This window comes from Cutibacterium equinum, from assembly GCF_028021195.1.
Taxonomy (GTDB): Bacteria; Actinomycetota; Actinomycetes; order Propionibacteriales; family Propionibacteriaceae; genus Cutibacterium; species Cutibacterium equinum.
On sequence record NZ_CP115668.1, the window covers coordinates 860,698 to 875,639 of the forward strand.

Sequence of the window (14,942 nt, forward strand, 5' to 3'; positions counted from 1 at the left end):
CATGGCAGGGGCGAGGACGGTCAGACCTGCGCGCCGACGAGGTGACCGATGAGGTAGGTGATCGTCATCGAGCAGATGCCCACGATGATGTTGCGGGCTATCGGGCGGGCCTTGCCGCTGCCGCTGGCGAGGGCCGACCCCAGGCCAGTGAGGAACAGGCCGATGATCGTCGCGGCGATGGTCATGTAGACGCGGATGGTCGTGGGGGAACACACCATGGCGAGCAGAGGCACGAGGGCGCCGACGGTGAAGGCCGCCATCGAGGCGAACGCCGCGTGCCAGGGATTGGTGTACTCGTCGGGGTCGATACCCAGCTCAGCCTCGGCATGGGCGCGCAGCGGATCATGGTCGGTGAGCTCGCGGGCAACCTGACGGGCAGTCTTTTCGGACAGGCCCTTCCCGGCGTAGATTTCGGCGAGTTCCTCGAGCTCCTCATCAGGGAAGTCGCGCAGCTCGGCAGCCTCCTTGGCCATGACGGCCTTCTCGATGTCACGCTGGGAGCTCACCGAGACGTACTCGCCACCGGCCATGGACAAGGCCCCGGCGACCAGCCCCGCCAAGCCGGCGATGAGGAGGGAGGAACGATCAACCGTGGCGCCGGCGACGCCCATGACGATGCCGGCCGTCGAGATGATGCCGTCATTGGCTCCGAGCACCGCGGCACGCAACCAGTTGAGTTTGGAGTTGAGGCTGCCCATGCCCTTGTCAGCCTCGTGGGGCTTGCGGGCCGGAGCGGGGGAGTCGGTCGAGGGGGTCGACGATTCCTGGATGGGGGCCAAGGCAGACATGGCAGGAACGCAGGGCGTCGTGGTCTCCTCGTCTGGCGTGTTCGTGCGGCGTGCCGTGGTACTCATGACATCAACTGTGCTCTTGCGCAACGACTGTTCACAAGCAAGGACAGGGAACCCTGACGGTGCATGTGGGCTGGTTTCGCTACACTGGCGCGTACGTGTCGCGGGTCCGCTGAGACCCGTAGTGGATCCGAGAGGTGTGACGTGAGCGACGAGGTGCGCGAGACGACGGGCTACGACGCAGCCGCAGCCCAGGAGAAGTGGTCCCAGTACTGGCAGGACAACCGCACCTTCGCAGCCCTTGACGATGGCTCCAAGGAGCGCCGCTACGTCCTCGACATGTTCGCCTACCCCTCCGGTGACCTCCACATGGGTCACGCCGAGGCGTTCGCCATCGGTGATGTCCTCGCCCGCTACTGGCGCCTGCGCGGTTTCGACGTCCTGCACCCGGTCGGCTGGGACTCCTTCGGTCTGCCGGCCGAGAACGCCGCCATCAAGCACGGCACCCACCCCGCCGAGTGGACCTACCGCAACATCGACACCCAGGCCGCATCCTTCCAGCGCTACGCCGTCTCCTTCGACTGGTCGATGAGGTTGCACACCTCCGACGAGGAGTATTACCGCTGGACCCAGTGGCTGTTCAGCCGCTTCTTCGAGAAGGGGCTGGCCTATCGCAAGGACTCCTGGGCCAACTGGTGCCCCAATGACCAGACGGTGCTCGCCAACGAGCAGGTCAAGGATGGCCGCTGCGAGCGCTGCGGCGCCGTCGTGACGAAGCGTCAGCTCAACCAGTGGTACTTCCGCATCACCGACTACGCCCAGCGTCTGCTTGACGACATGGACCAGATCGAGGGCAAGTGGCCCGATCGAGTGCTGTCGATGCAGCGCAACTGGATTGGACGTTCCGAGGGCGCCTACGTCGACTTCACCATCGACGGCCGCCCCGAGCCGGTGCGGGTCTTCACCACTCGCCCCGACACCCTCTACGGGGCGACCTTCATGGTCGTCGCCCCCGATTCCGCCCTGGCCCAGGAGATCGTCTCCGACCAGGCCCGTCCCGACTTCGAGGCCTACCTCGACGAGGTCAAGAAGAAGTCCGAGATTGAGCGTCAGTCCACCGAGCACGAGAAGACCGGTGTGCCCCTGGGCGTCGAGGCCACCAATCCGGTCAACGGGGCCAAGATCCCGGTATGGGCCGGTGACTACGTGTTGGCCGACTACGGCACCGGTGCCGTCATGGCTGTGCCGGCTCACGACCAGCGCGATCTCGACTTCGCCCGCAGGTACGGCATCGACGTCATCCCGGTCATTGACACTGGTGAGGCTGATCCGCGTGAATCCGGTATCGCCACCACAGGAGACGGCGCCTACCAGAACTCCGGATTCCTCGACGGCATCACCACCAAGGCCGAAGCCATCGAGAAGATGAGCGAGTTCCTCGGCGACAAGGGGATCGGCGAGGCAACGATCACCTACCGTCTGCGTGACTGGTTGCTCAGTCGTCAGCGTTTCTGGGGATGCCCCATCCCGATCATCCACTGTGAGTCCTGTGGCGACGTCGTGGTCCCTGACGACGAGCTGCCGGTCAAGCTGCCCGACCTGCGCGGTGCCGAACTGGCCCCCAAGGGCACCTCCCCGCTCGCCGGTGAGGAGGCCCGCGAGTGGCGCGAGGTGCCCTGCCCCAAGTGTGGCCAGGCTGCCCAACGCGACACCGACACCATGGATACCTTCGTGGACTCGTCGTGGTACTTCCTGCGCTACTGCTCCCCGCACTTCGACCAAGGCCCCTTCGACACCGAGGCGGTGCGTCGATGGATGCCGGTCGCCCAGTACATTGGCGGCGTCGAGCACGCCACCATGCACCTGCTGTACTCGCGGTTCTTCACCAAGGTGTTGCACGACCTCGGCATGGTCGACTTCACCGAGCCCTTCGAACGGCTCATGAACCAGGGGCAGGTCATCAACGAGGGCCGGGCGATGTCGAAGTCGCTGGGCAACGGTGTTGACCTGGGCAAGCAGATCGACCAGTTCGGCGTCGACGCGGTGCGCACCACCGTCATCTTCGCTGGCCCGCCGGACGAGGACATCGACTGGGCCGACGTCTCCCCGGCCTCGACCCTGAAGTTCCTGCAGCGGGCATGGCGGGTGGCCTCGGAGGTCACCAGCGACCCCGACGTTGACGTGACCAAGGGGGACGGCAACCTTCGTCGCGTGACCCATCGCAGTATCGCCGACATCACCGAGCTGTTGGAAAGCGGTCGCTACAACGTCGTCGTGGCGCGCATCATGGAGCTGGTCAACGCCACCCGCAAGGCCATCGACTCCGGTTGCGGCCCGGCCGACCCTGCGGTGCGCGAGGCCGTCACCTTCACCGCCCAGGCGCTGTCGCTGGTGGCCCCGTACCTGGCTGAGGAGATGTGGGAGATGCTTGGTCTGGCTCCTTCTGTCGCCAACTCCCAGTGGCCGACCGCCGACGAGAAGCTGCTGGTCGCCGAGGAGGTGACGATGGTCGTCCAGGTGACGGGTAAGGTCCGAGCGAAGATCCAGGTCAGCCCTGACATCACCGAGGAGCAAGCCCTTGAGGTGGCCCTGGCCGATCCCAACGTCCAGCGGTTCACTGAGGGCAAGGAGATCGTGAAGGTCATTGCCCGCCTACCGAGGATGATCTCCATCGTCGCGAAGTGACCCGCCCAGATCCTGGCGGTCATGCTTCCGCATGATCGTGGCGATAACGACCTGACATTGTGACGACGCGGCGGCGAGCCTGTGGACAGCAGACTCGCCGCCGCGTCGCGTTGTCCACAGAAGTAAAAAAGGTGGCGGATTTCGGGGTCCTGAGACGACAAATGTAGGTATGAGCGACGAGTACCGAGAACGTCTTGAGGACCTCATGGCCCGCCTGCCTGCCCGGCAACTGGGGCCGCGACGTTCGGCCACCCCCGTGGCGCAGGAACCAGCGAGAGGGGCACCAGAGAGGCAGGAGCCGACCGAGGAGGAGTCCACGAGGCCGAGACGACCAGTGACCCGGGCCCACGCCTCAGCCGTGGGTATCCTGCTCGTCCTCGTGCTGTCGGTGGTGGCCGTGGGATTGCTGAGGTCCAAACCCACCGAAGTGCCTGCCGGGGTGGCGGTCGTCTCGACGGTGCCAGAAGGTGCCAGTCTGCCGGGTACCTCCAGCAGCGACTCGCAGACCACTGGGGAGTCAGCCCCGGCCGCAGGCCCAGGAGTGAACGCGGCACCAGAAGTGAACACCGCCCCAGGAGGGAACGCGACGCCGGGCGGGAACACGGTGCAGGGAGCGAACCCTTCGCCAGCGCCGGGCCAGGTCGGTAGCGTTCAGGTGCACGTGGCGGGGAAGGTGAGACACCCGGGCGTCTACACGGTGCCAGCCGACGCCAGGGTGGTTGACGCCGTTGACGCGGCCGGAGGTATGGCCTCGGGAGCCCATCCGGGACACCTCAACCTTGCTGCCCCGATCTGCGATGGCTGCCAGATATGGATTCCCAGCCGTGGGGACGCCACTGTGACCCCTCCTGGCCAGACAGCCGATACCCAGACAGCTACTACGACGACACATCAAGGGGCCGGGCCGACCGATGCTGGTGAGTCGGGAAGTGGGTCGACGGCTGGCGGTGGCCCGATCAATCTCAATACGGCGAGCCAGGGCGAACTCGAGTCGATCGATGGGGTGGGGCCGGTCATGGCAGGCCGGATCATGGCGTGGCGCCAGGAACACGGTCGGTTCACCTCGGTCGATCAACTGCGCGAGATCTCCGGGGTCGGCCCCAAGACCTTCGAGAAGATCAAACCCCATGTCACGCTCTGATCGTGCCCGTGAAAGGCAGGACGTCACACCGGATGTGCGCATGGTTCCGGTCGCCGCAGTGGCGTGTGTGGCAGCGGCACTGGGGACCAGCGATCATCCCCGGCTCATCCTCGCCGCCGCTGCAGGATGCCTTGTCGCGACCATGATCGCAGCATGGCGCACGAAATGGCTGGTGGTCGTGGCGGCCCTCGTGGGTCTCAGCGTCCTGGCCACCTCCGGTATGCGCAACCACATCGTCCACGACATGGGCGTGGCGGAGCTGGCCGACGCAGGGGCCATGGCGACGCTGACAGGTCGGGTGACCGTGGAGCCACGGACCTTTGAGGGTGACGGGCCTGGCGGATCGACGGTCATGATCACGCTGGCCGTCAGTCGCGTCGCCACGGAGGATCGGGTCGTCAAGCAGGCGACCCAGGTCGTCGTCATGGCAACGGGGGCCAGGTCGGCACCAGCCAGCAAGCTCGCCGTGGGGGATCATGTCGAGGTCCGTGGCCTGCTGACCCCGCCACGGCCAGGACGGGCGGAATCGGCCGTGGTGAAGTTGCGTTCACCGCCCAAGGTCGTGGCCCGCCCCGGTCCGCTGGACCGTGCCGTCAATCACTTTCGCGCCGGTCTGGTGACGGCGGTGGCGGGGTGTCCTGACGGTCAGCGAGCCATCGTGCCTTCCTTGGTTCTCGGGGACACCACTGCAGTCTCCGACGACATGTCCGACGACTTCCGTGTCACCGCCTTGACTCACCTCATGGCCGTGTCGGGGGCCAATCTGGCTTCCACGACCGCCTTGGTGTGGTGGATCGGGGCGTGGTGCGGCATGAAGAGACGCGGGTTACGGGTGCTCTCGGTGATCGGTGTCGTCGGCTTCGTCGTGGTGTGTCGGGCTGAGGCCTCCGTCGTGCGAGCAGCCGCCATGGGAGCCGTGGCGATGGCGGCAACCGGGGTGTCCTTCGACCGGCGCGGGGGAGTGCGGACCCTGGCGGTCGCGGTGACCGGCCTCATGCTCGTCGATCCGTGGCTGGTGCGCTCCGTGGGATTCTGGCTGTCGGCCTGCGCCACGGCAGGGATCTTGTGGTGGGCTCAACCCTGGGCGAGCGCGATGGCATGGGCGCCAACCTGGCTGGCAGCCGCCGTCACGGTGCCGTGGGCTGCCCAGCTCGCGACTCAACCCGTCGTCACCTGGATGGCAGGATCTGTCTCCACCACCGGTCTCGTCGCCAACTTGGCAGCCGCCCCCTTCGTCCCACCCGCCTCAGCCCTGGGAATGACGGCCGCACTCGTGGCCCTCATCTGGCCACCCTTGGCGGTGCCACTGGGTCGCCTGGCCGGGTGGTGTGTACAGCCCATCATCTGGATCGCTCATCTGGGAGCCAAGGCGCCGGCTGGCCTGCTGACCTGGCCCGTCACGGGAACGGCCATCGCCGTGCTCGGCGGGCTCTGCCTGGGACTGGCCCTCATGACACCAACCGTCCTGGCAAGGCCATGGTTGACGACGTTGGCTGGCCTTGTGATCCTCGCAGCCACCGTGGTCCGACCTCCCGTTGCCGGCTGGCCGGGAACCTGGCAGGTGGCGGTGTGCGACGTCGGGCCGGGGAGTGCTGCGCTGGTGCGTGCTGGCCCCCGTGCCGCAGTCGTCGTCGACACTGGTCCTGATCCGGGCAGACTGGGCCGCTGCCTCGACGATCTTGACGTCGACCAGGTGCCGATGGTGGTGCTCAGCCATGATCATCCCGATTCCGTTGGCGGGTTCGACGTGATCAGCGATCACGGGCCGACGACCACGGTTGTCGTCCCTGCGTTGTCGTCCGCCCAAGGGGTGGCCACGCCGGTGGGACAGACCGCAGCACGGCTGGGAGCACAGGTCATCGCGGCGCACTCGGGTCAGGTCATGACGGTCGGCACGGCACGGCTTGAGCTGTTCGCGTCGCACCCCCTGGTTGATGCTGAGGCACCCCAGGGCGAGCCTGTCGGGGAGAACACCTCTCGTCTCATCGTCAAGGTCACGGTCGAGGGACTACGAGTTCTGCTGGCCGGGGACGCCGAACCCGACGCGCAGCGCCATCTCCTGACCGGTCACGCCGACCTGTCAAGTGATGTCCTCGTCATTGCCCGGCGCGAATCGTCCCATGAGGATGGCGACTTCTGGGCTGCTACCGGCGCGAGCGTCGCGGTGATGTCGGCAGGCACGTCCAACTCGTCGGGGCGGTCCTCGCACCAGGCAGCGTCCCTGGCCGCGACGATGGGGATGCAGGTGCACAGCACGGGCGAGGAAGGCACGGTATTGCTGGCGCGCCGTGGTGAGACGGTCCTGGTGCAGACCCGGTCATGACCGATCCCGTGTTCTGTCTTGCCGGAAGATTCGTTGCTGTGGAGGTGTCGCTTGGGCGCGCTAATCTGAGCGGTCGGTTCACCTGAGGTGTGCCCTCGTGGGAAGGAGAACAGGTGGCGTCACGGTTCACGACCAAAGGGCCCCGCATGCCGATGCGGTTGCGTACCTGGCAGCGGGAGGCACTGGATTCGTACCTGGCTTCCAACCCCCGCGACTGGCTGGTGTGCGCCACCCCTGGTGCCGGCAAGACGACCTTCACCCTGGCCGTCGCAGCGCATCTGTGGCAAGACCACGTCATCAACCGTGTCATCGTCGTATGCCCAACTGATCACCTGCGCACCCAGTGGATCGGCGCGGCCCGAGGGCTTGGATTCGATCTGCGTGACACCACGAACGCCGAGGCTCTCCCACCCGACTGCCACGGCTGCGTCGTCACCTATGCCCAGGTGGCCCAGAAACCTGCGTTGCACGCTGCCCGGGCGACCAACATGCGCACCCTCGTCATCTTCGACGAGATCCACCACGCCGGCGACGTCATGAGCTGGGGTTCTGGGGTCATCGAGGCCTTCTCGGGTGCACAGCGACGCCTTGGTGTCACCGGAACTCCGTTCCGTTCCGACGAGGCCAAGATTGCCCACGTCCGCTACGAGGAGGTTGGTGATGGCGTCTTCGAGTCGGTGGCCGACTACACCTATGGCTACGGTGACGCCTTGCGCGACGGGGTCGTGCGTCCCGTCACCTTCGCCACCTACACCGGACGATCCACCTGGACTGACGCGGTGGGGGAGACCCACACCGCCATTCTCGGTGACTCCGAACTGACCAAGGCCAACGAGGAGATGGCCTGGCGTACCGCGTTGGACTCCGACGGGGAGTGGATCGCCCACGTCATGGCGGCGGCGTGGGCGCGCGTCAACCAACTGCGCGAGTCCGGGACGATTCCGCACGCCAAGGTGCTCATCCCGGCCTCGAACCAGAAGGTGGCCAAGGAATACGCCGAGGTCTGGCGAGACGTCACTGGCAATGAGCCTTCGGTGATCCTGTCCGAGGATGCGGCCTCGGCCAAGAAACTCACCGCCTACCGCGACGATCCCGACGCGATCTGCGCAGTCTGTGTGCGCCTCATCACCGAGGGCGTCGACGTTCCCGACGCCGCGGTGCTGATCTACTCGACGACGGCCTCCACCCCGCTGTTCTTCGCCCAGATGGTGGGGCGTGTGGTCCGTGCACGCAATCGTCGCGAGCGTGCCACGGTCTTCCTTCCGGCGGTGGGACGTCTGCTCGACCTGGCCTCCGAGATGGAGGAGACCCGTGACCACGTCATTGGGCCACCACAGGAGCCCGACCTCATCGAGGAGTTCGACACCCGGGAGCGTTCCGAGCCTGATCCCGACGCCGGGACTTGGCAGGCGGTCGCCTCCGACGCCATCCTCGGCGAGGTCATTGACACCTATGCCCCCACGCCGTCTGATGGCGGACTGTTCGCCCTTGACGGGCTTCTCAGCCCCGAGCAGGAACGCGCCCTGCTGGCCCGTGACGAGAAGATCCGCGCCGAGCAGGCTCGCCGCGTCGCCTCAGCTCGCCGTGCCTCCAAGGCGTCCCAGGCGGAGCAGGAGAGGCAGGCCCGACGTGACGACCTCGTCGCCCTGCAGCGCCAAGGTGGTTCGGTGTATGACACCATCAGCGATCCGCGTGAGATGCGCCGAGAGATCCATCGAGCCCTGCTCGACTACTCCCGCCACCACGACCTCACCCCGCAGGCAGGGTGGGGGCAGCTCTATCGGGAGGTGCCCGGCCCCAAGAACGAGTCGGCACCGATGGATCTGTTACGCGCCCGATTGGAGTGGCTGCACTCTCACTGAGTCCTTGACCAGGCAGAACATCGCCGGAGGCGATCTCGACGGCGTCCTCTGGCATCCTTGGGAAGGTGAGTTCGGTCTACGGCAGAGCATTGTTGGTCCAGGGGTCAGAGACCCTGCTGTCGGACAGGGCAGTCGACTCCCGGGTGAAGGCCGCCCGACGAGAAGCCCCGGAGGCTGAACTCGTCGAGTTGGTCGGTCGCGAGGTCGATGCCGGTCGTTTCGTGGAAGCCACCGGAGGATCGCTGTTCAGCGAGGCGACGATCGTCATCGTCGACTCCATCGCCGATCTCGACAAGGATCTGTTCGACCTGGTTGCCACCACCGCAGCGCACCCCTCGGAGGACCTGTGTCTCATCCTCGTCCATCCCGGAGGGGTGAAGGGGAAGGGGCTGCTCACCAAACTCTCCAAAGCCAAGATCGAGACGGTGAAGGCCGATTCCCCCAAGCCGTGGGCCATCCCCGAGTTCATCGCCACGGAGGCCCGTCGAGCCCATCTCGACATGGATCATGACGCCGCCGACGCCTTGCACCAGGCCCTCGGCAATGACCTGCGCACCTTGGCTGCTGCCATTGACCAGCTCGCCAGTGATTCACCCGACGGGCGGATTGACGCTCAAGCTGTCACGACCTATTTCGGCGGCAGGGCGGAAATCTCGGCCTTCAGCGTGGCCGATGCCAGCTTGGAGGGGCGACTTCCAGATGCGTTGGAAACCTTGCGATGGGGGTTGTCGACCGGAGTCCAGCCGGCAGCGGTGACGGCTGCGATGGCACTCGGGCTGCGTTCCCTGGGGTTGTTCCTGGACATGCGCAGTTCTCGGATGGGCGACAAGCAGTTGGCTCAGGCGATCGGCGTCTCGCCGTGGAAACTCAAGGCTCTCAACAAGCAGGGGCGGTCGTGGAGCAAGGCCGGGGTGGCCAGGGCAATTCGGCTGGTCAATAGCTGCGACGGTGCTGTCAAAGGTGCCGCAGTGGATGCCAACTACGCCTTGGAGTCGATGCTCATCGACGTCGAGAAAGCCCGGCAGGAGTAAACGTCCGGATGGTCGCGCCGGAGGACCCCGGACCGTCTGGCTGTCTGACGGGGTGGGTTGGGCTGCGATGGTTGGCCGGGTCCTGAGCGTGGTTCACAGCAGGCACGTCAAGCGCCTCGACCACCCAGTGGGTCGAGGCGCTGTGTGTGTCCCCTGACGGGGAGAGAAAAATACTCAGGCGGCCAGCGAGTTGAGCTTCTTGGAGATGGCCGACTTGCGGTTGGCGGCCTGGTTCTTGTGGATGACGCCCTTGGACACGGCTTTGTCGAGCTGACGGTTGGCGATCCTGGCGGCCTTGGTGGCAGCCTCGACGTCTCCGGCCTCAGCGGCGCGACGGAAGTTACGCACGTAGGTGCGCAGGGCAGACTTGACGGCCTTGTTGCGCTGGCGCGCCTTCTCGTTGGTCTTCACGCGCTTCATCTGCGACTTGATGTTGGGCACTGGGCAGCCTCTGATTTCTTGATCGATGTACGTGGAAAGCGCCAGACAGGCGCGACAGGACACATTACCAAATCAACACGGCAGCCCCAAATCAGTGGACTTTCTCGTGGCAGCCCTACCCCCGGCGTCGTCCGTCGTGCTCAGATGCGTTCGCATGTGAGCCCCCGACGTGAGCCCCCCGAGATGAGCGCGGTGTCGCTGGTGCGTGAGAGACTGATAGTTGAGCCGGTCACCCCGGCACCCACCGTCGAGACATGAGGGAGCAGATGTCCGCGCCTCAGCCTGGCAGCACAGATCCGGCCATCATTCGGAACTTCTGCATCATTGCGCACATTGACCACGGCAAGTCGACCCTGGCCGACCGCATGTTGCAGATCACCGGTGTCCTTGACGATCGCAGCGCCCGCGCCCAGTACTTGGACCGGATGGACATCGAGCGGGAACGCGGCATCACCATCAAGTCCCAGGCAGTGCGGATGCCGTGGCAGGTCGATGGCGTCACCCACATTCTCAACATGATCGACACCCCTGGTCACGTCGACTTCTCCTACGAGGTGTCGCGGTCCCTCCAGGCTTGCGAGGGGGCGATCCTGCTCGTTGACGCAGCCCAGGGCATCGAGGCCCAGACCTTGGCCAACCTGTACCTGGCCCTGGAAGCCGACCTGGAGATCATCCCGGTTCTCAACAAGATCGACCTCCCGGGAGCCGAACCGGATCGCCACGCTGCTGAGATCGCCGGGATCATCGGTTGCGACGAATCCGAGGTGCTGCGTGTCTCCGCGAAGACCGGTGACGGGGTCGACGACCTGCTCAACACCATCGTCGCCAAGGTCCCGGCCCCCGAGGGAGTGGCCGACGCCCCCGCTCGCGCCCTCATCTTCGATTCGGTTTACGACACCTACCGCGGCGTCGTCACCTATGTTCGCGTCGTCGACGGCGCGCTGAATCACCGCGAGAAGATCCTCATGATGAGCACCGGGGCCGCCCATGAGGTGCTTGAAATTGGTGTCATTTCCCCGGAGATGGTTCCCGCTGACGGGCTGTCCGTCGGTGAGGTTGGGTACCTCATCACCGGCGTGAAGGATGTTCGTCAATCCCGAGTCGGCGACACCGTTACCAATGCCGCCAAACCTTCCGAGACCGATCTCGGTGGCTACCAGCACCCCAAGCCGATGGTGTACTCGGGGCTCTTCCCGATTGACGCCAAGGACTTCCCGGAGCTGCGTGACGCCCTCGACAAGTTGCAGCTCAATGACGCGGCCCTGGTCTACGAACCCGAGACCTCGACGGCCCTGGGATTTGGTTTCCGCGTCGGTTTCCTCGGACTGCTGCACATGGAGATCGTGCGTGAGCGCCTGGAACGTGAGTTCGACCTTGACCTCATCTCCACCGCCCCCTCCGTCGTGCACCACGTTCTCATGGAGGACGGGTCGACCGTCACCGTCACCAATCCGTCGGAATACCCGACCTCCGGACGTATCGCCGAGGTGCGCGAGCCCATCGTCGATGCCACCATCCTCAGCCCCGCCGAGTACATCGGCACCATCCTCGAGCTGTGCCAGCAGCGTCGCGGGGTCCAGCAGGGGCTGGATTACCTGTCCTCAGATCGCGTGGAAATTCGGTACCAGTTGCCACTCTCGGAGATCGTCTTCGACTTCTTCGACCAGCTCAAGTCCCGCACCAAGGGGTACGCCTCGCTGGATTACCACGAGGCAGGCGAGCAGGCCGCTGACCTCGTCAAGGTCGACATCCTGCTCAATGGCGATCCGGTCGACGCCCTCAGCTCGATCGTTCACCGCGACAAGTCCTATTCCTATGGCGTCGCCATGGCAGCCAAGCTCAAGGAACTCATCCCACGCCAGCAGTTCGAGGTGCCGATCCAGGCCGCCATCGGTGCCAGGGTCATCGCCCGCGAGACCATCCGCGCCGTCCGTAAGGACGTGCTGGCCAAGTGTTACGGCGGTGACATCTCCCGCAAGCGCAAGCTGTTGGAGAAGCAGAAGGCCGGTAAGAAGCGGATGAAGGTCGTCGGCTCGGTCGAGGTGCCCCAGGAAGCCTTCGTGGCCGCCCTGCGCACTGGTGAGGCGACGGAGAAGAAGTGAGTGCCCATCTGCGGGCCTACCGGTTGCACGTTCCGCCGCTGCTGGCCGACCGCGGTATTGATGAGGTCATCGCCTTCACCGTGCCGCTCACGGTGAGATTCCGCGGCATCGAGGTGCGCGAGGGCACCCTGCTGCACGGCCACGAAGGGTGGGGGGAATGGTCCCCGTTCTGGGACTACGACCCGGTTGAGTCCGCATCCTGGTTACGAGCTGGGATCGAGGGGGCCACCGAACCTGTCCCAGCGCCCCGACGAGACCGCATCCCGGTCAACGTCACCATCCCTGTCGTCGACGCGGATCGGGCTCGGACGATGGCGGCCCAGTCGTCCTGCACCACTGCCAAGGTCAAGGTTGCCGATCCCCGCAGTGACCTGCGCGAGGACTGCCGGCGTGTCGCTGCGGTACGCGAGGCGATGCCGGCGGGCCGGATTCGGGTGGACGCCAATGGCGCCTGGGACGTCGAGACAGCAGTGCGGGCCATCACCGAGCTCGACGCCGCCGCCGAAGGGCTGGAATACGTCGAGCAGCCCTGCCCCCAGGTCGAAGATCTTGCCCGGGTGCGCCGGCGGGTCGATGTTCCGGTGGCCGCTGACGAGTCGGTGCGTCGCGCCGAGGACCCAGTGGCGGTGGCACGAGCCGGAGCAGCCGACCTCATCATCGTCAAGGCCCAACCGCTGGCCGGCATCTCGCGCGCCCTGGAGGTCATCGACGCTGCCGGATTGCCCGCCGTCGTCTCCTCAGCCCTGGACACCAGCATCGGCATCGGGCTGGCCACACACCTGGCGGCTGCCCTGCCACACCTCGACCATGCCTGCGGGTTGGGGACCCTGCGGCTGTTCCGCGGTGACGTCAGTGACTCGCCCCTGACTCCCGTCGATGGTTACCTGAGGCCCCAGCGAGGGGTTGTCGACGTCGTGGCCGACGACCCCGACGACGACCTGTGCCCCAGATGGGCCCAGCGTCTGGATCTCACCGTGGCCGCCTGGGCCGAGATGGAACGGAGACGACCGTGAACCCCTCCACCGCAGTGGCCCGCCGACTGGTCAGTGCCCTTGCCGCAGCCGGGGTCGAACATGTCGTCTACTGTCCTGGCTCCCGCGACGCCCCCATCGGTTATGCCCTGGCTGACGCCGAGGCCGCCGGGTGGCTGCGCGTGCATGTGCGCCTCGACGAGCGTTCCGCCGGATTCGTCGCCCTGGGCCTGTCGCGGGCCTCGGTCATGGAGGGGCTGTGGCGTCCGGCCGTCGTCGTGACGACCTCGGGGACGGCCGTGGCGAACCTGCATCCTGCGGTCCTGGAGGCCGACGCCAGTGGGGTTCCGCTCATCGTGTGCTCTGCCGATCGTCCCCACGAGATGTGGCAGACCGGCGCCAATCAGACCACCACCCAAGAGGGGATTTACGGGACGGCACCGAGATTCTTCGGCGCCATCCCCGCCGGTTTCCCCGCCGATGACCGCCTCGACGGGCTCGTGCTGCGTGCCGTCACGGCGGCCAGCGGGGCACTGTCGGCTGACCCCGGACCGGTCCACCTCAACGTTGGATTCCGTGACCCGCTCGTGCCCGACGAGCCGTGGCAGCCGTGTCTACCGAAGCCTCGAGTCGTGGATAGGGTTTCCCGACCGGCGACCCCGGTCTCCATGCCCCCTCACACCGTCGTCGTCGCCGGTGATGGTGCCGGACGCGACGCCGTGACCGCCGCTGAGGAAGGATGTTGGCCCCTCCTGGCTGAGCCGAGTTCTGGGGCCAGGCTGGGCCACAACGCCCTCACCGACTACCAGGGTATCCTCGGCACCGATCTGGCCGAGGAGGTCGAGGCCGTCCTCGTTCTCGGCCATCCCACTTTGTCACGACCCGTGTCACGGCTGTTGGCGAATCATCGCGTCACCGTCGTCGCCAAGCGGCCCCAGTGGACTGACGTTGCTGGGGATGCCCGGGTCGTCCCCGGACCCATCACCGTGCGCACCAGCAGCCAGAACGAGGGATGGCTCGCTCGGTGGAAACGCGCCGACCATCCGGCGGCCCTCACCCTCAAAGACCAGATCTGTGCGGCCATCTGGGCCGATGCCTGCCGTGGGGTGGGACCACTTCTCGTGCTCGGCGCATCCGCTGTCATCCGATCCTTCGACCGGTGCGCGGTTCCCCAGCAGCGCGGGCCGGTGGCCATCGCCAACCGCGGAGTGGCCGGAATCGACGGCACCGTCTCGACGGGTGTCGGACTGCACCTGGGGCTGGGAATGCCGGTGCGAGTTGTCGTCGGAGACCTCACCGCTGCTCACGATGCGACCGCCCTGCTCAAGGGAGCGGCTGAACGAGATGTCGACGTCCAGGTCGTCGTGCTCAATGACGCCGGGGGAGCGATCTTTGCCGGGCTGGAACACGCTGCTGCTCCTCGTCCGGTGTTGGAGAGGTTCTTCCTCACCCCGCAGGACTTCTATCTGGAGGGGCTGGCCAAGGCCGTGGGTGCCCGCTACCAGCGCGCCGACACCACCGATTTCCTGGCCGAACCTGTTCGGGGACGAAGCATCGTCGAGGTGACCCTGCCCCCGGTCTGAGTAGGGCCGAAG

The 14,942-nt window shown here is 66.2% G+C and carries 10 protein-coding genes; 8 read left to right on the forward strand and 2 right to left on the reverse strand.

Annotated elements, in window-relative coordinates:
- Positions 1–20: 20 nt before the first annotated feature.
- Positions 21–854 carry a VIT1/CCC1 transporter family protein gene (locus O6R08_RS03945; protein ID WP_271418829.1) on the reverse strand — a complete coding sequence of 278 codons (834 nt, stop codon included), beginning with the start codon at positions 852–854 and terminating at the stop codon, positions 21–23.
- A 141-nt stretch (positions 855–995) separates the two neighbouring features.
- Here O6R08_RS03945 and leuS point away from each other — a divergent pair, with 141 nt between their 5' ends.
- The 5 genes from leuS to holA all read left to right on the forward strand — a co-directional run bounded on the left by leuS (position 996) and on the right by holA (position 9,833).
- The gene (gene leuS, locus O6R08_RS03950; protein WP_271418830.1) at positions 996–3,476 is read left to right on the forward strand and encodes a leucine--tRNA ligase; all 2,481 of its coding nucleotides are present in this window, start codon (positions 996–998) and stop codon (positions 3,474–3,476) included.
- Between the two features lie 169 nt (positions 3,477–3,645).
- A complete protein-coding gene (locus O6R08_RS03955) occupies positions 3,646–4,617 on the forward strand; it encodes a helix-hairpin-helix domain-containing protein (protein WP_271418831.1) in 972 nt (323 codons plus the stop codon).
- A 40-nt stretch (positions 4,618–4,657) separates the two neighbouring features.
- Positions 4,658–6,940 (forward strand): ComEC/Rec2 family competence protein, encoded by a 2,283-nt coding sequence (locus tag O6R08_RS03960; RefSeq protein ID WP_271419226.1) that lies wholly within the window; start codon positions 4,658–4,660, stop codon positions 6,938–6,940.
- A 146-nt stretch (positions 6,941–7,086) separates the two neighbouring features.
- On the forward strand, positions 7,087–8,802 hold the full coding sequence (locus O6R08_RS03965; RefSeq protein ID WP_271419227.1) for a DEAD/DEAH box helicase: 1,716 nt from the start codon (positions 7,087–7,089) through the stop codon (positions 8,800–8,802).
- Between the two features lie 32 nt (positions 8,803–8,834).
- Positions 8,835–9,833, forward strand: coding sequence for a DNA polymerase III subunit delta (gene holA, locus O6R08_RS03970; protein WP_271419228.1), 999 nt, complete (start codon positions 8,835–8,837; stop codon positions 9,831–9,833).
- A gap of 174 nt (positions 9,834–10,007) precedes the next feature.
- Here the strand turns inward: holA and rpsT are convergent, their stop codons facing one another.
- On the reverse strand, positions 10,008–10,274 hold the full coding sequence (gene rpsT / locus O6R08_RS03975) for a 30S ribosomal protein S20 (protein WP_271418832.1): 267 nt from the start codon (positions 10,272–10,274) through the stop codon (positions 10,008–10,010).
- A 254-nt stretch (positions 10,275–10,528) separates the two neighbouring features.
- Here rpsT and lepA point away from each other — a divergent pair, with 254 nt between their 5' ends.
- From lepA to menD, 3 genes are read left to right on the forward strand one after another with little or no spacing between them, the layout of a single operon-like run.
- Entirely contained in the window at positions 10,529–12,376 is a 1,848-nt protein-coding gene (gene lepA / locus O6R08_RS03980) for a translation elongation factor 4 (RefSeq protein ID WP_271418833.1), read from the forward strand.
- Positions 12,373–13,389 (forward strand): o-succinylbenzoate synthase, encoded by a 1,017-nt coding sequence (locus O6R08_RS03985; protein WP_271418834.1) that lies wholly within the window; start codon positions 12,373–12,375, stop codon positions 13,387–13,389. Before lepA ends, O6R08_RS03985 begins: the two co-directional genes overlap by 4 nt.
- Positions 13,386–14,930, forward strand: a complete 1,545-nt coding sequence (gene menD / locus O6R08_RS03990) for a 2-succinyl-5-enolpyruvyl-6-hydroxy-3-cyclohexene-1-carboxylic-acid synthase (protein WP_271418835.1) — start codon at positions 13,386–13,388, stop codon at positions 14,928–14,930. Before O6R08_RS03985 ends, menD begins: the two co-directional genes overlap by 4 nt.
- The last annotated feature ends 12 nt before the right edge of the window (positions 14,931–14,942 follow it).

Excerpts from the sequence above, each read along its gene's own strand:
- O6R08_RS03945 (WP_271418829.1), bottom strand. The coding sequence starts at position 854 with ATGAGTACCACGGCACGCCGCACGAACACGCCAGACGAGGAGACCACG.
- O6R08_RS03955 (WP_271418831.1), top strand. The coding sequence starts at position 3,646 with ATGAGCGACGAGTACCGAGAACGTCTTGAGGACCTCATGGCCCGCCTG.
- O6R08_RS03960 (WP_271419226.1), top strand. The coding sequence starts at position 4,658 with ATGGTTCCGGTCGCCGCAGTGGCGTGTGTGGCAGCGGCACTGGGGACC.
- O6R08_RS03965 (WP_271419227.1), top strand. The coding sequence starts at position 7,087 with ATGCCGATGCGGTTGCGTACCTGGCAGCGGGAGGCACTGGATTCGTAC.
- lepA (WP_271418833.1), top strand. The coding sequence starts at position 10,529 with ATGAGGGAGCAGATGTCCGCGCCTCAGCCTGGCAGCACAGATCCGGCC.